Source organism: Prolixibacter bellariivorans ATCC BAA-1284 (assembly GCF_000621705.1).
Taxonomy (GTDB): domain Bacteria; phylum Bacteroidota; class Bacteroidia; order Bacteroidales; family Prolixibacteraceae; genus Prolixibacter; species Prolixibacter bellariivorans.
This window is the reverse complement of the sequence record NZ_JHXO01000009.1, coordinates 93,572-112,158: the sequence shown is the minus strand read 5'-3', so window position 1 is coordinate 112,158 and position 18,587 is coordinate 93,572. Positions and strand designations below refer to the sequence as shown.

Annotated in this window: 9 protein-coding genes; all 9 read right to left on the bottom strand. The window is 41.6% G+C overall.

From position 1 onward, the window contains the following. Nucleotides 1–13: 13 nt before the first annotated feature. Nucleotides 14–2,431, bottom strand: coding sequence for an ABC transporter permease (locus T426_RS0112275; RefSeq protein ID WP_025864002.1), 2,418 nt, complete (start codon nt 2,429–2,431; stop codon nt 14–16). A gap of 22 nt (nt 2,432–2,453) precedes the next feature. Beyond that, a complete protein-coding gene (locus T426_RS0112270; protein ID WP_081782399.1) occupies nt 2,454–4,880 on the bottom strand; it encodes an ABC transporter permease in 2,427 nt (808 codons plus the stop codon). Nucleotides 4,881–4,896: 16 nt separating this feature from the next. Further along, nucleotides 4,897–5,550: a 3-keto-alpha-glucoside-1,2-lyase-like domain-containing protein gene (locus tag T426_RS0112265; protein WP_025864004.1), complete on the bottom strand. Its 654-nt coding sequence runs from the start codon at nt 5,548–5,550 to the stop codon at nt 4,897–4,899. A gap of 69 nt (nt 5,551–5,619) precedes the next feature. Further along, nucleotides 5,620–7,950, bottom strand: coding sequence for an ABC transporter permease (locus tag T426_RS0112260; protein WP_025864005.1), 2,331 nt, complete (start codon nt 7,948–7,950; stop codon nt 5,620–5,622). 18 nt (nt 7,951–7,968) lie between these two features. Next, nucleotides 7,969–10,371, bottom strand: coding sequence for an ABC transporter permease (locus T426_RS0112255; protein WP_025864006.1), 2,403 nt, complete (start codon nt 10,369–10,371; stop codon nt 7,969–7,971). 27 nt (nt 10,372–10,398) lie between these two features. Continuing rightward, entirely contained in the window at nt 10,399–12,768 is a 2,370-nt protein-coding gene (locus T426_RS0112250; RefSeq protein ID WP_027585776.1) for an ABC transporter permease, read from the bottom strand. A 67-nt stretch (nt 12,769–12,835) separates the two neighbouring features. Beyond that, nucleotides 12,836–13,837, bottom strand: a complete 1,002-nt coding sequence (locus T426_RS0112245) for a DUF4097 family beta strand repeat-containing protein (protein WP_025864009.1) — start codon at nt 13,835–13,837, stop codon at nt 12,836–12,838. A gap of 27 nt (nt 13,838–13,864) precedes the next feature. Beyond that, nucleotides 13,865–16,210, bottom strand: a complete 2,346-nt coding sequence (locus T426_RS0112240) for an ABC transporter permease (protein ID WP_025864010.1) — start codon at nt 16,208–16,210, stop codon at nt 13,865–13,867. Nucleotides 16,211–16,228: 18 nt separating this feature from the next. Beyond that, a complete protein-coding gene (locus T426_RS0112235; protein WP_027585775.1) occupies nt 16,229–18,526 on the bottom strand; it encodes an ABC transporter permease in 2,298 nt (765 codons plus the stop codon). Nucleotides 18,527–18,587 lie beyond the last annotated feature (61 nt).

Genomic DNA, 18,587 nt, shown 5'->3' with positions numbered 1-18,587 from the left:
TGTTTTTTGTTATTTATTCGTATTGCAACGCCTCCACCGGATTACGTGTGGCTGCTTTCCAGCTTTGCCAGCTAACGGTTAGCAATGCAACCCCCAATGCCAGTATTCCCGCGAGGGCAAAAATCCACCAACTCAGGCTGGTTTTGTAGGCAAAGTTTTCGAGCCATTTGTTCATGGCGAACCAGGCAATGGGTGTAGCAATCACAAAAGCGATGACTACCCATCTGATGAAATCTTTGTTGAGCATGGTCATTACTTCCGATATTTTGGCTCCGTTCACTTTGCGGATGCCGATTTCTTTTGTTCGCTGTTTGGTAATAAATTCAGCTAATCCAAATAATCCAAGGCAGGCAACTAAGATCGCCAAAATGGAAAAACTCCTGAATATTAACCCTGTGCGTTTTACATCATTGTACATTTTCGCGTATTCCATGTCAAGAAAGCTATATTGCATTTCCTGCTCCGGTGAAAATTTATCCCATAATTTTGTTAGCGCGCTGATTATTCCTGACATGTCAGCAGTGCTTGCTTTGACACTGATAAAATTTGGGCTTAATCCGGGATGCATAACCAGAGGCCTGATTGGGTACTGGATGTTGTCGAAATTAAAATCATGAACCACTCCAACTACTGTTAACAAATCATTTCCGTCGGTAATCCGCTGTCCGATCGGATTTTTCAAGTTCAGTTGGTGTACCATTTTCTGATTGATAATAGCCGAATTTTGTTCGGAACTTACATCTTTAGAAAAATTCCCGCCTTCAACAATCGTTAAACCCATTGTTTCGATATAATCGTTATCGACAATCCAGTTTTGAGCGGTAATCCCGGGGTCAATTCCCATCCTGCCTTCTTTATAAAACGGGATTCCATTTCGCAAGGAATTTTCGATTGGCAAAAACGAACTTACAGACACGCTTCTGATTCCTGCAATTGATTTCAATTCATCCTTGAAAGGTGCAATTTTTTCATTCAACGTATTCCCACCTTTTAAAATCAACACCTGCTCTTTATCAAACCCCATATTTCTGTTCATAATAAAACTCATCTGTTTAAATACAGCCAGGGTGCAAACAATAAGAATCAACGATGCGGCAAATTGAAAGACAATCATCCCGCCCCTTAAATTCACGGTTCTTTCTTTTTCCGGTAAATTACCTTTAAGAGTTTTTATAGCATTAAAGGAAGTAAGGTAAAATGCAGGATAAATACCTGCCAGGGTGCCAATAAATACAGCTACTGAAATAAGTAAAGGAACGAACCACCATGCATGCCATGGAATGGTTAATGATTCGCCTGACAAAGCATTAAAATAGGGTAATAGCATAACCGTTAATCCAAGTGCCAGAAAGACTGAAAAGAAACTGTATAATATCGATTCACTCAAAAGTTGTCTGACAAGGGTGCTTCTTTGTGCCCCGATTGTTTTTTGTAATCCTATTTCTTTTGCCTTACTGGTAGATTTTGCTGTAGATAGATTAATAAAATTTATACACGCCAGCAGCAAAATAAAAAAGGCACTCATCCCTAGTACCCAAACAATTCGGTTATCTCCCACATCGGCATAGTCGAAACTTACATTCTGAAAAATATGTGATGATTTTAAATGAATGTCTTTTATCGGTTGCAATTCATAGTAATCTTTTGTCCTATCGTAAAAAAATTGATTTTGCTTTTCATCAAATGGGATAATGTAAGTTTTAACAACCGTTTTCAATTTATCTTCAATAAGCGAAACATTTGTACCGGGTTTTAATAACACATAGTTATGGAAGGTGCTAAAATTCCAATTCTGTTGGTTAGCGTCTCCAAGATTTAAGGCCATTAAAAAATCAAAATGCATATGGGAATTATCAGGAAAGTTACTGATAACTGCGGTAATCGTATAGGGATTTTGTGTGTTGTTATTTAAAATAAGCGATTTTCCGATAGCGTCCTCCCCAGGGAAAAACTTATCGGCAGCACGCTTTGAAATCACTATTGTATTAGGATTTTCCAGCGCATTTGACAGTTTGCCATCAATCACCGGAAACTGAAAAATATCCAGGATACTCTGGTCAACAAATGCAAAACCAGACTCATTAAAATATTCTAAGTGGTCGCTTCGACTTATCCTGTTTTTACCAGCATTAAAATACATTATCCTGCCTGCATTCTCGATTTCCGGAAATTCCTTTTTTAATGTTTCTGCCAGCGGAGCCTGTAAAACAGTACCTGGTACTATTCTCCCATCAATATTTTGCACTTGAACTACACGATAAATTCTCTCTCCATTGATATAATTTTTATCGTAGCTTAGCTCATGCCTGATATATAGGGCAATAAGAAAACAGGCTGAAAGGCCAATGGCGAAACCGCCAATTTTAATAAAGGAATACAGTTTATTCCTTTTGAAATCGCGGAAAGTCAGTTTTATGGTTGTTATAATCATGGTTTAGTTTTTTCAATATTTGCTATTCATATCGCAGCGCTTCCACCGGATTCCGTGTCGCTGCTTTCCAGCTTTGCCAGCTAACGGTGAGCAAGGCAATTCCGATAGCTAAGATTCCGGCTAACGCGAAAATCCACCAACTTAGGTTGGTTTTGTAAGCAAAGTTTTCGAGCCATTTATTCATAGTAAACCAGGCAATGGGAGTCGCAATCACAAAAGCGATGGCTACCCACTTGATGAAATCTTTGTTGAGTAAAGTCATCACTTCGGAGACCTTGGCCCCATTCACTTTTCGGATGCCGATTTCTTTCGTTCGTGCAATGGCAATGAACCAGGCCATGGCAAACAGATTGATGGCGCTGATGAGAATCGCAACCAGAACAAAAGCCTGCAGCATTCGGATGAGTTGATATTCCTTATAAAACTGTTGATTGTAAAAATCATTCAGGACCAGATACTCGAATGGATAATTGGGAAAAGTAGCTTGGAATTTCTTCCGGATAAACGGGATGACAGAAGCAATATTGGCCTGTTTGAGCTTCACAAAATAGTTGCCCCAAATCATGTTTTTTGTCCAGTCGAAGAGGATCATCGGACCTGGATGTTCTCGAATGTTCTGGAAATTAAAATCTGAACAAACACCCCTGATTTTCAATTCGATATTTTGAAGGGCACTTTCATCCGTTAGTTTCAGAACTCTGCCCACTGCTTCCTGTGAATTCTTATAGCCTAAAAAGTTGAGACACGATTGATTGATGATGCAACCTTCATCGACATTTTCGGCGTGTGGCTCAAAATCATTCCCGGCTAAAAGCTTGATGTCGAAAAGCTTGAGGTAATGGACGCCGGCTACCAGAACTGCCGCTTTTCCTGAATGTTCCGTTCCTTTTTTCGCAAAGCTGAAGTTGAAGGCGGCCGTTTCTCCAGGCGTCCGGTTACTTTGAGTAATACCGGATATATTTGGGTTCTGCAATAGGTCTTGTTCGAAAGCGTCGAGGTTATTGATGCTTTGTGAGGTTCGGCGGAAATTTTGTGGAACCTTAATAGCAATGGTGTTTTCGAGGTTAAATCCCTTGTTCTTTTCTTTGAGGTAATTTACCTGTTTGTTGATGCCGATAATGCCAATGATAATAACCATGACAATGGCAAACTGCCCGACGACAAATAATTGCCGGAAGGAAATGCCGGGCATCAGCGGTTTGTATTTGAGATGGAACAGATCGAGACTGCGGAAACGTCCTATCAGGTAGCCGGGAACCACACCGTTAATGATAATGCTTAGCAGTAAGATGCTTCCCAGGCCAAACCAGAATAACCGGTTATGCAACGAGAAATCGAGGGTGATGCCAAACTGTTTTTGTAAAAACGGTAGGAGTAACATACAAAGCAGGAAAGCAACGGCGGTCGCGATGACATGAATGACCAACGAATCGGTAAGCGATTGCGCAATGAGTGTTCTCCGGTTGGCACCGAACACTTTTTTCAATCCGGTAGACGAGGCGTGATTGAGTGCCCTTGTAAAAGAGAAATGAATGTAATTGAGCCCAACAGCCAATACAATCAGCAAACTGATGATGAGCAAAATGTACAAGTAGTCGGCACGGGCGTTGGTTTGTAGCTCATGCTTCAGATGTGAATGCAGATGAATATCTTTCAACGGCTGCAAATGGTACACATGCAACTGGTTATTTTTCTCGAAATAGTCTTTTTTATGAGCCATGGCCAGTTGGTTCATCTTCTGCTCCAACGCTTGCAAGTCCGTACCGGGATGCACTTTCAGGTAAGTGTAAAAATCGGTCTCTCCCCAGGGAGCTTTCATGGGGGGAGGAAGGTGCATCTGGTTGTGGAACGATAACAGCATGTTGGGATGAAAGTGAGCCTGTTTGGGAATATCCTTGTAAACACCTACCACCCGGTATTCAAAAACCGGATATTTGACGATGGTTTTACCAACCGGATTCTCGTCACCAAAGTACTTCCTGGCAGTTGATTCCGATAGAAGAACAGTATAAGGAGCAGTCAAAACCTGGGAACGATCACCTTGGAGCAGCTGAAAAGAGAAGATATTCAACAGTCCCGGCGAAGCAAAATAGACCTTAGTATCCTTGAAAATGTTTTCACCGATTTTGTATTGCGGATTGCTGGCTTGAGCAAGGAATCCGGCTTCAGTCACTTCCGGGTATGTTTTTTTCAATGAACTTCCCATATCTCGTTCGCATTCGGGGATGGAAATCTGAAGTTTGCCATCGGAATACAAATCGGTGGTAATGCGGTAGATGTTTTCGGCATCGGGAAATATCCGATCATACTGCTGTTCGTATGAAACGTACCCGGAAACCAGGATAAAGGTCACCAACCCAACCGACATGGAAATGAGGAGCAGGAGAGTGGGCCTCAAGTTATGCCTGAGCGTCCGGATGGTCATATGGAAATGATACAGGACATTCATTAGTTTAAACGTTAGGTTAATTTGCGACCGGGCTAATCTTGAGGTTTTTGAACCAACCTTCCGAATTGTTGCCAACCCACAAGGCAATCCATCCTTTCTTCCGTTCACTGATTTGGTTAATGACCAACGATGGTTCGGCAGCGTTATTGACGTATACTTTCACTTCCGGATAGGTTACATGAATGGTTGCATGAAACCATTCTTCCGGATCGGGAACGGGTGTGACTTTGTTTTCATATTTGCCCGGATGTTCGTTGCGGAGCTTGTACCAGCCATATTTTGGAGCGGAAATGTACTGGACCGAATGCGAGTTTCTTTCGGGATTTTTAAAGTTGAAAGGACGGAAGTAAACAGCGTCGAATGTGCTGTCATTCACTCCATGGAAAGCTACTCCCACAAAACTGCGACCTGGCACGTTCTTTCCCTTGATGTCGAGTTCGATAGTGCCATTTTGAAATACAACGTCTTTCAGAATGAGTAAACCATCGCCGGGTCTTGCAGCCATGTGCACATTCCCGTTATAGGAAATTCCCCGGTTAAACGCTGACCATTCCTGGTTATCCTGAACGGTCGACAAATCAGGGACAATAACCTTTGCTTGCTGTGCTTCTGCTGAAAACAGGACGCTTAGCAATAACGCAATCGATAATATTAATCTGTTTGGTTTCATTGGTTTACGTTTTGTTAGGTTATGAAATTGAATATTTGGTTATATGCATATTACGGAGAAATTGTCAGATTATTCATATCGTAATGCCTCAATGGGATTGCGCGTTGCAGCCCGGTATGAATGCCAGCTCACTGTCAGTAAGGCAATAATCAGTGTCAGTAAACCTGCTAACGCGAAAATCCACCAACTGAGTGAGGTTTTGTAGGCAAAATTCTCCAGCCATTTATACATTGCGTAATAAGCGATTGGTATGGCAAGAACAAAAGCAGTTATTATCCACATCACGAAACTTTTATTTAGCAAAACCAATATTTCGGAAACTCTGGCTCCGTTAACCTTCCGGATACCGATTTCTTTCGTGCGATTGAGACTTATCAGGAAGATTTGCCCTAGAATTCCCATACAGGTAAGCACAATGGCGATGATTGAAAAGAAGGTGATGGATTTGGCCTGTCTGTCTTCTTTGGTATACATGGCTTGGAACTGAGCATCATAAAAGGTAAATTCCATCGGATCGTCAGGGAAAACAGTTTTCCAGACTTTTCTGAGTTGTACCAATTGTTCTCCTACTTTTCCAGGAGAAAGACGTAATGAAAGCGAATTAAATACACTGTTATCAGCTTTGTAAAGTAGTGCGACGGGGGACATGCTCGTACGTAGCGATTTAACGTTGAAATTTTTAGCCACTCCTACTACATGATAACCATTAGCACCATTGTTGTACTTCTTTCCATCAATATTTTTCCATCCATAACGCTTTATAGCTGCTTCGTTCAGGATACAGGCCTGTCCCTTATCGCCAGCCATAAAATCACGGCCTTCCTGCAATTTGATACCAAAAGTTTTCAGAAAATTATCCGAAACATTAATGCATTCGACCGAAAATTGATTGTCTTTTGCGCCACTTCCCATCGTCAAATTAATTAATCCCGGATACCCGTTACTTAAGGTGTTGTTGACAACGAAAGGCAGCCGTGCGGTTTCTTCTTTGAGCAGATCCTGTTTCTTTGAAAGATATGGGATTTCAAGTCGTACAAGATGCTCCTGGTTAAATCCTAGATCGTGATTTTTAACGAATTGAAGTTGTTTGAAAATGAGCATAACTACGGCAATCAGCGCAATGGAAACGGTCAACTGAAAAGTTAGCATGATTTGTTTTGCCAGCTGCTTTCCGTTTAGTTTTCTTTCGCCGGAAAGGAAGTCGGTTATTCTGAATTTAGATAAAATATAGAGTGGGATCACACTATTCAGTAAAATGATAGCCACAAGTGTACCTGCAAAAACCGGTAGTAGCTGGCGGAAATTTATATCTTCAAGCAAAATGGGTCTTCCAAACAAGGTCCCACTGACGGGTAATAATAAGTATACCAGCAAAACCGCGATTAGTAAAGAAATAATAATCCCGATAGACACCTCAAGCATCGAATCGATCAGTAGGTTTGTCATGCCGGCTCCGTTGGTTTTTTGAATACCGATTTCCTTCATTTTGGCATATTGCATCGAAACCGTGTAGTTGAGATAATTGATACTCGAAAGCAAAATGATAAGAATGGCAATGGAGAGAAAAACAAGCAGCATCCTGGCATTTCCTTTGCTGTGCTCATCCCAGTCGAGCTTTAGGGGTGACAAATAAATGTTCGATATATTTTGCAATGCCAGACTATCGGTGTTGGTGTTAAATTGCTTGATTGTACCATTTAGTTTTTCGGAAAACTGTTTGGGATTTACTCCATTTTTTAAAAGAAGAAAATGTTCCGTTGGATAGACGCAGACACCGGCGTTGCATGCCGTAGCCATCTGAAAATCTTTGTTGTCGCTATTCAGTAGTAGATCTGCTTTGAAAGTCGAATTCCCGGGAAGATCTTCCATAACAGCTGTAACTGTAGCAGTAAAAAACTCTTCTTTCACGGTGCGACCCAGTGGATTTTTGTTGCCAAAAAGCTTCTTAGCTACTGATTGGGTAATCACTGCCGAATTCAACTGACTAAATGGTTTCGCTCCTTCGCGGGCCAGGATTTTCACCGAGAAAACATTGAAAAAATGATTATTTGTGGAAATAACGTGTGATATCCGAACAAACTTTTTGGTTTCCGGGTCTTTCAATGTTATCGGGAAATAGCTGAAGCCCATCGGACACTCTTTTTTAACATCAGGATAATTTTCCGAAAGCACAGTGCTCAATTTATAATCAAGTCCCGAGGTGTTTTTTTTGATATCGTACAAGCGATAGATATTCTTATAATTGGCAAAATGCTTGTTTACATTATGTTCTGAGTTATAAAATAATGCAATAAAAATACACGCCGTAAAGCCAATGGCGAAACCACCAATAATCAACGACGAATACAATTTATTCTTCAGTAAATTCCTGAGAGCAAGTTTCAGTTTAAAGCGAATCATTCTTTTATTTTTATTTGTCTATTCATACCTCAAAGCGTCTACCGGATTTCGGGTCGCTGCCTTATACGATTGCCAACTAACCGTTAGCAGGGCAATCGCGAACGACAATATCCCGGCAAGGGCAAATACCCACCAACTGAGTCCGGTACGATAAGCAAAATTCTCCAGCCATAAATTCATGACATACCAGGCAATCGGCGTCGCTACAACAAAGGCAATGGCCACCCATTTGATGAAATCTTTGTTCAGCAAAGTCATTACTTCAGAAATATTGGCACCATTCACTTTTCTAATGCCGATTTCCTTGGTTTTGCTGATGATGGTAAACAGGCTGATGGCATATAGCCCCACCGCCGCGATGGTTATAGAGAGAATGGAAAGAATTAGCATCAGCTTTTTTGCTTGCTGATCTCTTCCATACTGGCTGGCAAGAACAGCATTGTGAAATTCGTATTGAATCGGACGATTAATGTGAAACTTTTTCCATTGCTTTTGCAGCAAGGCAATCACTTCCGAGGTTTCATTATTCCGGAATTTGACAAAAACATTACCGGAATTTTCTGCTCTTAAAATTATTAATGGTTGAATTTTATGGTAGAGCGAGCGGTAGTTGAAATCTTTCGTGATTCCGATAACGTGAAACCGGGAATTGTCTATTAACAGTTCTTTTCCGATTAATGAGCCCTTCTTATGGTATTCGTTGGCTGCTGTTTGGTTTAGAATGACAGCCTTGTCGTCAGTCGGGTGATTTGTATCGAAAAAACGTCCTTCATTCATTTTTAAGTCGAACGTTTTCTGGAATTCATCATCTACATGCATGACGCTGGTGTGGAAATAATTTTCTTCGTTTTCCGTCTCGAAGTATGCACTATTCATGCCGGGGTCATTCTTCCCGAAACTGACATCACTGGTGGTGACATCTTTTACAGCGGTATAAGCTTTCAGATCGTTGATAAAACTCTGCCGGTTGGCATCACTTAATTCATAAAAACTGAACATGAGAACATTGTTGGCATCGTAGCCGCGATTTTTATTCACCATGTAGCTAATCTGCTTCTGCACAAAAATAGAGCTGAGAATAATCAGAGCTGATAAGACAAATTGCAGAAATACAAAACTGTTTTTGACGGTGAAACGGTGGTGGCTGTTTTTCTCGTCTTTTAACAGGTTGAGCACTTTCCTTTTGGATACATAGTAGATGGGCAAAATATTCGTTAGCATATTAAACAACAGCAGCCCAAGGAAAGTCAGCAGGAATATCTTTATTAACAGAATGGTTGAGATTTGGATATTGAGGTTCAGATAATGAGCCAACGGTTGCCCACCGATTTCGTAGAGTACGATAGCCAGAAAAAATCCAATGGTCCAAAAAATTAATGATTCATACAGGAACTGCGAGGCAATTTGCCTGCTGAATGCTCCGGTCGTTTTCCTAATGCCAATCTCTTTCAGGCGGGTGGATAAATTGGCAATGGTTAGGTTGGTGAAGTTGATCGACGAAATCAACAAAACCAGCAATGCCAGAATGATGGCTCCGTACACGTATGTTTTGCTGGCTGTAACAGCCGGGTCGAATTTGTGATTGCTGAAATGGATGGCTGTCAGGGGTTCAACCATGTAAAAGAGATAAAGCGAATCATTGGCTTTCAAATCATCCCATGTTTTTGCTTTAGCACCATCGACATCACCGATGGGAGCGTGGGTGTAAACGGTTTTGGTCAGCTGAAAGCTCAATTTATCAATATCCGGATTGGCTGTATTTGTTTTGATGTACGTGTAATAGGATTGAGAGCCAAAAGGCTGTTTCTCCGGTTCGGTTTTCTCGATGGATTGCACCACTTGATATTGCAGGTGAAAGTTTTTTGGAAAATCCTTGAATACACCCGTAATCACACAATCTTCGTCCATTAACTTGACCACTTTGTCCAAGGCGGCATCCGTATTCCCAAACAACTTAACAGCCAGGCTTTCGGATATGGCGATATCATTCTTCGAGCCAAACAGATTTGAAGATGCTTTTTTAACGGGAAGATGAAAAAATGAGAAGAAATTCGGATCTGCAAAAAGCAATGGACCGCCTTTGATTATCTCGTTGTGGTAGTGTATATTGGCATCTCTGTCCGGTTTAATTCTTGTCGCCTGGGTAACTTCAGGTATGTCATGAACAATGGCTTCCGCCATGGCGGCACTAGTTACCGCATAATCAGCCTCATCTCCGTTGAGGTTTCCTTTTATGTAAATGCGGAAAATCTTGTCCTTGTCGGGAACAAATTTGTCGAAGCTGGTTTCGTAATAGACGTATCCGGCAGCGAACAAAATCACTGCAAACGATATGCTGATACCGAAAAGCTTGGCAAATGTCAATGCGCTGTTCTTTCGTGCATTGCGGAATACCATTATGATGTTTGACAGATTGAGCATGGTTGTTCTCTATTTCGTTTCTTTCAATTATTCATATCGTAATGCCTCAATAGGATTACGTGTAGCAGCCTTCCAGCTCTGCCAGCTAACGGTGAGTAATGCAATTCCCAGCGCCAGCAAACCCGCTAAGGCAAAAATCCACCAACTTAAACTGGTTTTGTAAGCAAAGTTCTCGAGCCATTTATTCATGGCGAACCAAGCAATGGGCGTGGCGATGACAAACGCAATAGCTACCCATTTGATGAAATCTTTATTGAGCATGGTCATCACCTCTGATATCTTGGCACCGTTCACTTTCCTGATGCCGATTTCCTTCATATGTGACTCAACCAGAAATAGGGTAATGCCCAACAGACCAAAGCATGCAATGAAAACTGACAGAATGGTAAGTGCCAGAGAGATTTTGCCAAAATCCCTGTCTTTTGTGTATAGCTTGGCCATTGTCTGATTGAGAAAATAGTATTCGTATGGCCAACCGGGAGCAAATTGCTTCCAAATAGCTTTCGCCTTACTTTGTACATTGGTAATAGTCCCCGGAGTCATGTTCGCTAATTTTAGGTACACATAGCTTAGATTTTCCGGTTTCCGGTAAACAAATGCCATGGGCTGTATCGGAGAGTGAAGGGAGGCGTAGTTGAAGTCTTTTACGACCCCGATAATATTTCCGGGGGCATCTGAGTATGAAGAAACCCTTGCTTTTTCAATGTTACTAATCCCAAATTCTTTGATGGCTGTTTGGTTAAAAATGTGGTCTTTTTCTTTATCGGAGTTTGATTTGAATCCGGTTCCCTCCACCAGCTTCAATCCCATCAGTTTAAAAAAGGCACTGTCCACCTGGATAACATTATACTGAACTCTTTCATTCTCCCCGTTGTTCGAGATGCTCATTCCCCAGGTATTGTATTCCTGGCCCAAAATTGTGGATGCAAAAGCGACCTGACTGACCCCGTTAATCTGTAACAATTCATTTCTGAGGGCAGCTGTATGAGCTTCCATTTCTCCAATTAACGGAATGCATAGAATGCCTTTTTTATGAAAACCGGTGGAGTGGTTAAGTATATAATGATTCTGCCTGTGAATAATCAGTGTTCCGGTTATTAATATGATAGAGAAGGCAAATTGAGTAATCAATAGTACATTGCGTAGGTGGGCTTTGCCAGGAACATTATTTTGCGATATCAGATGAAACTGACCTGCCCGGAAATAAGTAGCGATAATCATACCGGCTAATGCTGCAATGGCGATTGGAATGAGCCATAGTTTTTGTGAAATGAAAATTGAAAGAATGGACAGAAACGAGAACGATTGCCCGCTGAGTTGATTGAACAACGGATAAGTGAGTGCAACCAGTGCAACTGCTATGATAAATGAAATGAAGACCAGTAAAAACGATTCGAAGATAAACTGAAGATTGATTGCCGTTCCGGAAGCTCCGTTAATACTCGATATGGCAATATTTTTTCGTTTCTTCTCTTTCTGGGCTGTACTTAAATTAATGAAGTTAACAGTCCCCACCAGTAGCAAAATCAATGCAAGTATAGCTATGGAACGGATATTGGTCAGGCTGTTCTGTGCCAGGACATCTTCGGGAAAAGGATTGTTGTAGTATAAGGTTGAGAATGATTTTAAGCTCAGATGTTTTACATCTTTCGAAAACCAACCGGGAGCGGCTTTTTTGAACGCAGCGGTCAACTTCTGGTCAGTTGCTTCGATTGAGGTTCCTTTCTTAAGTACGACAAACGTTTCGTAATTGCAGTTTCCCCATTGTTGCCTTCCTCTTTTGTACCAGTCAACCTTGTCGAGTGAGCTTTGTGGCAAAATGCAGGAGAATTTTAACATATCATTCTGCGGAAGATCTTTAATAACTGACGCTACCTGGTACTGAAAATCGCCAAAGGCTGTACTTTTGAACGTAATACTTTTGCCTATCGGGTTTTGCTTACCAAATATTTTTTCCGCCATGCTTTGCGTCAGAACAATTCCATTCGGACTATTCAGAGCTTGTTGTATATTTCCAACTATAGCCTGATAGGGAAATACCTTGAAAAAATCTTTACTGGCATAGAGTACTTTCCCGGGGGCATAAGTCTTTGTTCCGGATACAAAATATTGTTTCATACTCCAGCTGTCCATTAACCAGGTATAAGTCGAAACTTCAGGAATTGCATCCAATAGTTCAATCGTTTTATAAGAAACCGATGTCCCGTTCTGCCCCTGTAATCTGTAAATATCTTTGCTATCAGGTAAATTCTTTCCCATACCGGACTCATTTGCCAGATAACTTCCCAGGAAGATGAATATGACGAAGGTGATTGACAGCCCGATGATATTCAGCGCCGACGTAATTTTGTTTGAACGGATGTACCGAATAGCCGATTTTAAATGATAAATGATCATTGCTTTTGTTTCTGTTTTATAACGTTATGTCTCTACCGGATTTTTTGTAGCAACCTTTCCCGTATTTTTAATCCTGAAACTTCACATTGACGTTTCCACCGGACGCGTGCATGTAAACGGGGATTCCGCCACCATTCATCGTTCCTTTTACCCGGTCTTTTTCTGATGTGCCGGAAAAGTTATGCAGTTCGATGTGCACTCTGTCTGATTTCAAATCCAGGTCCATACCCAATTTATCGCCATTTTGAATCGTTGCGTCAACTCCACCGCCACTGGATGCCAGGTATAGTTTTTTGCTTAAATTGCTGATGTTGACATGTACAGAACCTCCGCTGGATGTGGCTCTTATAGCTTCCGTTTCACCAGTGACAGTTACACCGCCTCCGCTACTACTGGCATCCACATCTCCGTGCACATTCTTCAGGCGCACACCTCCACCGGAACTGCGTGCATAAACACTTCCGTGACCTTCATCCAACGTTACACCGCCTCCGCTGGAACTTAAGCGAACATCACCGTTCTGGTTTATGGCCTGGACACCACCTCCGGAAGAACTTGCCTTTGTAGTCCCTGCAACGTTTTCCAGACGTATTCCGCCTCCGCTACTTGATAGATCGTGTGTCGTTCCGTCTACATTTGAAATTTTTAATCCTCCGCCGCTGGACGATACATTGCAGGACATTTTTTTAGGAACGGTAATCTTCAGGGAAATGCCAACATTGTTCCAGAACTTGAAGTTTCGTTTGCGTTCAACGTTTGCCGTGATGACCGAACCATTTTTCTTTATATCCAGGTTAAAATCTTTCATGACATCGGTGAGCAACGGATCTGTCGGAGATAGAATTTTTCCGTTTTTCCGGACAAATGCCTGCACAACCACTTTGTTTTGGTCGTTCCCTTCTACCACAATACCTCCACCGGATGATTGGGAATTCAATGTTCCCGGTTGATTCATATCAAAGGTTTTGGTTATCGTTGGAGTGCCCTTTTGGGCAAATCCGTTACACGAAAGCAATGTCGCCATCAGGGCGATTAATGTGTACCGTTTGATTCTGATTTGACTTTTCATGATCTTATTTTTAGGTTTTCATTAAAGTTACTCATATCTCAGCGCTTCCACCGGATTTCTTGTCGCCGCCTTCCAGCTTTGCCAGCTAACGGTGAGTAGCGCAATTCCCAATGCCAGTATTCCCGCTAAGGCAAAAATCCACCAGCTTAAACTGGTTTTGTAAGCAAAGTTCTCTAACCATTTATGCATGGCAAACCAGGCTATGGGTGTGGCAATGACAAAAGCAATACTCACCCACTTGATGAAATCTTTATTGAGCAAAGTCATTACTTCCGATACGTTGGCCCCGTTTACTTTGCGGATACCGATTTCCTTGGTGCGTTGCTGAATGACAAAGAGCAGGATTCCCCATAAGCCCATTACCGAAATGATGATGGCAATGAAGGAAAACAGGCTGAGTTGCTTTTGCAACCGTTCTTCGCCATTATACAATTTGGCAAATTCATCATCAAGGAAATGGTAGCTGAAAAGAAAATCCGGGTTTAGTTTTTTTACTGTCTTTTCTATATTCCCCAAGGTACCGGAAACATGGGTTGGAGCTATCTTGACAAAAAGATACCTCATATTGTCGAGTCCTGCTTCTTTTATAAACATTAATGGCCCGATAGAACGATTAAGTGGCTTGAAATTAAAATTATTAGTAATTCCGGTAACCTCCAGTTCCAGTGTGTCACGAATAATTTTTTTATTTAAAGCATTCCCATCAGGTGAAATGATATCGGCTAATGTTTTATTGATAACAACAGCTCCGGGTTTTCTCGTTTTGAAATAATCGCCATCGAGCATCTTGATATCAAATGTTTTACAGAAATTATCGTCTGTTTCGATAAAGGTTATCAGGGGGTCAACATTTGCAGGTTTCCCTTCCCATTTAAATCCGTCACCGTTCCAGTAAATTCCGGTAAGGTTACGTGATGCTGCCGTTGAACTCAGTATGTTGGGATTTTTCCGAAGTTCATCCTGCAGAACTTTATAATTCGATTGGAGTGGTCCCTGTAAATCAACCCGAACAATTTGTTCCTTGTTAAATCCCAAATCGAAATTCCGCAGGTAGCTTAATTGTTTGATGGTGAATAGGGTGCAGATTATCAGTCCGATGGCCAGGCCAAACTGAACGCCGGATAGAATCGTCCTTAATCTGGAAACGCTTATCGTCTCATTTACTTTGGCTTTCAGCGAATTTACCGGTGAGTTAGATCTTAGTGTGAGTGATGGAATTAACGCAGAAATGAGCGCGATCAGGCCTCCTGAAACCAAAAACATGACAATGGAGGCTGGCGTGAAAATACCGGTAAGCGTTCCGGATATTCCGGTGAGATTTTTCAGCGTTGGAATACTAAAATAGATAATGAATAAGGAGAGAGCTGCTGATACGATTATTACCAAGCTGGCTTCCAACATTAGTTGTTTGAAAATATACCCTTTCCCTGCACCATTAATTTTACGAATTCCAAATTCCTTGATTCGCTGAAAGGTATCTACTGTTTTCAGGTTAATGAAATTGATACTGATCAGTATGAAAATGATGACGGCGATGGCACTCACCATTTTAATTCTTTTATTGCGCCCATATAAAACGGTGTGTAGGTTCGAATATGGATAGAGTTGTGATTCTGCCTGTGAATCAGGATTTGATTGAATGATTCGGCCTTTGAGTCTTTTATTGACATTCTCAGGTGATGCACCTTTGGCCAGGAGAACATATGATTGAAATGAGAGATTATACCAGGTGTTCAGGTAATTGGGAAACTGGTTTAATTCCGGTAGAAATCCGATGGGCGCCCAACAATCAAATCTAAGTGATGAATTTTTCGGTATATCGTCGAAAACAGCAACGATTCTGAATTCATATTTGTTGTTAATCGTAATCAGTTTGCCAAGCGGATTGGTATTTCCAAAGAATTTTGTTGCCGATGATTTGCTGAGAGCCAGGATGTTCTTTTCTGTACTTTCGGCAGGAATGTTTCCGCTCAGCAAGGGAAACGAAAATATCTTAAATAGGTTGGGAGAGGCAAACTGAACTTTTTCTTTAAAGATCTGATTCCCGATTTTGAATTGCATGGTTCGTTTCCCGTTTTGAACCAATGAAGCTTGTTCAACTTCCGGAAATTCGTTCATCATAGCCCGGGGGAGAGCCGGTACCGATTCATTCCAACCAATCGGGCTACTTCCCGAGTGTTGGTCTTTGGTTACGATACAATAAATGTCATCGAGCCTGTGATTGAATTTATCAAAACTCTTTTCGTACCCTACAATGTTTAACAGTAACAATATTACTGCGAGACCTACACTTAGTCCAACAATATTGATATAGGTTCCTGTTTTGTTTTTCAGGTTCCATCTGACGGCTGATTTTAAGAATTGCAGGTTCATGATTGTATGATTAGTTGGTTATTCATATCGTAATGCTTCCACCGGATTCCTCGTCGCCGCCTTCCAGCTTTGCCAGCTAACGGTGAGTAGCGCAATTCCCAAGGCCAGTATTCCTGCTAAGGCAAAAATCCACCAGCTTAAACTGGTTCTGTTGGCGAAGTTTTCCAGCCATTTATTCAAGGCAAACCACGCAATAGGTGTGGCAATTACAAAAGCAATGGCTACCCACTTGACGAAGTCTTTGTTAAGCATGGACATCACTTCGGAGACTTTGGCTCCGTTTACTTTTCGGATCCCGATTTCTTTCACTCTTCGTGTCATCATATAAGACGAGAGGGCAAACAGACCCAAAATTGAAAGCATGATTGCCAGAACGGAGAACCAGGCAATGAGTTGATTTACTTTGATGTATTCTTTGTAATAATCGTTGAGTTTGTCATTGGCAAAGAAGTAATTAGCTGTTGCCAGGGGCGGAATTTTCTTCCATTCCTTTTTCATTAACGCGATTACCTGCAAGGCGGCGCCCGGTTTAGCTTTTACCGAAAGATAATTCCAGTCGGCCAGATTGTCGTGTTGGGTAAAAAAATGGGCCAGAGGCTGCATCTTGTTCTGAGCCCCCTGATAGCTGAAATCGTCTACCTCTCCGATGACTTTCCATTCATCTCCGGTAGGAGAACTCTCATGCATGAGCTGGTCGGTCGCTCCTTTAAATCCTAATTTGTTGATGGCTGTTTTATTCAGGATCATACAGTTTTTATAGTTGGTCAGGTCCTGGTCGAAACCCGAACCGTCCAGAACCTTTATGCCATAGGTTTTAAAGTAGTTTTTCCCCACATAGGCTTTTCGCAACCGTATGTTCTTATCTCCTTTTCCTTCTTCGGTGTAAAATGTGTTGTAGTTTTGGTTGTATGTGCCGGGAATTGTGTTCGAGAAGCAAACTGATTCGACATAAGGGCTGGCCTGCAATTCCTCTGAAATCACTTTGAACTTTTGTGATGCGGCTTTCATATCCTGATATTGCCAGGTTTCCAGATCGGCAACTACTACATTTTCTTTGTCGAACTTCGTGTCCTTGTTCATCATGAAGCTGATTTGCTTCCGGATTAGGACGGTTCCGGCAATCAAAACAATGGCGATGACAAACTGAACGATAAGCAATGAATAACGAGCTGTTCCTGCTTTGTTAACCGAGCTCAGACTTCCACGAATGCTATTCGTGAGCTTGGCCTTTGCCATAAAGAGGGCAGGTACCGTTCCGGAAACGATTCCGATAACCAGCCAAATAGCAGCCAGAATTAGCAGCAGGATGGGATTTTGCAACGGATTGAAATGTAACCGGGTGCCGAAAAGCTGGTTGAAGTAGGGCAGGGTAAGTGTCGTAATCAAACCCCCTAGTAGCAACGCAACAAAACTGACCATCAGCGATTCCGTTAGCATTTGAATGATTAGTTGTTTTCGGCTTGCACCAAACATTTTCTTAATACCTGTTTCCTTTATTCGCGAAAGCGAACTGGTGATGGTCAGGTTGATAAAGTTGACGACGGCAATGCTCAGAATTCCTAAGGCGATAACCGTCAAGATGATGATCATCGTCCGGTTTGATTCCTCTTTTGCGTGATAGTCTTTGAATGGAACCAAATTCAGTTTCGTTTTATTTTTACCTACCGGAAGAAAATTCTCGTGCACGATTCGTTGCAGCTTATTCTGAATACTAGCGGGCTTCACCCCATTTTCAAGAAGGACATAAGTATTTGAGAATGTGTTGTACCAATCGTGTACTCCCTTTATCCATGGCGAAATGGTTTCACCCGTTTCGTAGGAGGCCAGGATATTGAACTTTACCGATGAATTGGATGGAATATCGACTACGCCATTCACGTGGAGGAAGGTATTGTCAAATTTGACGCGGATTTTTTTTCCGATGGCCGGCTTATCTCCAAAGTATTTCTCGGCAAATTCCTTACTGATCACTACGCCATATTTGTCTTTGATTCCCGGTTTAGCGGAACCTTCGATAAACGGAAAAGTAAAAACAGAGAAGAAGCCGGTATCAGCATATTGAATATTTTCGGGAAAGGCCAGGTTTTTATAACTCATTCTGAATCCGTCCCAGTCAAAAATTCGTGTTCCGTTTTTTACTTCCGGTATTTCATCCTGCATCTTGGGCAACAACAGACCTTTGGTTTGCGCTCCATTTCCTTCATATACCCGGTAGATATTTGCCAGATTTTTGTTGAAATGGTTGTAGGTTAAATCATTGTATACATAGAGAAACAGAAGGAGAAAGGATGCGATACCAATTCCCAGACCTGCCATATTAATCAGGAGATGGTTCCTTTTTCTCAATAAAAAACGAAGACTATTTTTTATTTGTAAC

Coding starts and splice junctions, on each gene's coding strand:
- T426_RS0112275 (WP_025864002.1), bottom strand. CDS start 2,431: ATGATTATAACAACCATAAAACTGACTTTCCGCGATTTCAAAAGGAAT.
- T426_RS0112270 (WP_081782399.1), bottom strand. CDS start 4,880: ATGAATGTCCTGTATCATTTCCATATGACCATCCGGACGCTCAGGCAT.
- T426_RS0112265 (WP_025864004.1), bottom strand. CDS start 5,550: ATGAAACCAAACAGATTAATATTATCGATTGCGTTATTGCTAAGCGTC.
- T426_RS0112260 (WP_025864005.1), bottom strand. CDS start 7,950: ATGATTCGCTTTAAACTGAAACTTGCTCTCAGGAATTTACTGAAGAAT.
- T426_RS0112255 (WP_025864006.1), bottom strand. CDS start 10,371: ATGCTCAATCTGTCAAACATCATAATGGTATTCCGCAATGCACGAAAG.
- T426_RS0112250 (WP_027585776.1), bottom strand. CDS start 12,768: ATGATCATTTATCATTTAAAATCGGCTATTCGGTACATCCGTTCAAAC.
- T426_RS0112245 (WP_025864009.1), bottom strand. CDS start 13,837: ATGAAAAGTCAAATCAGAATCAAACGGTACACATTAATCGCCCTGATG.
- T426_RS0112240 (WP_025864010.1), bottom strand. CDS start 16,210: ATGAACCTGCAATTCTTAAAATCAGCCGTCAGATGGAACCTGAAAAAC.
- T426_RS0112235 (WP_027585775.1), bottom strand. CDS start 18,526: ATGGCAGGTCTGGGAATTGGTATCGCATCCTTTCTCCTTCTGTTTCTC.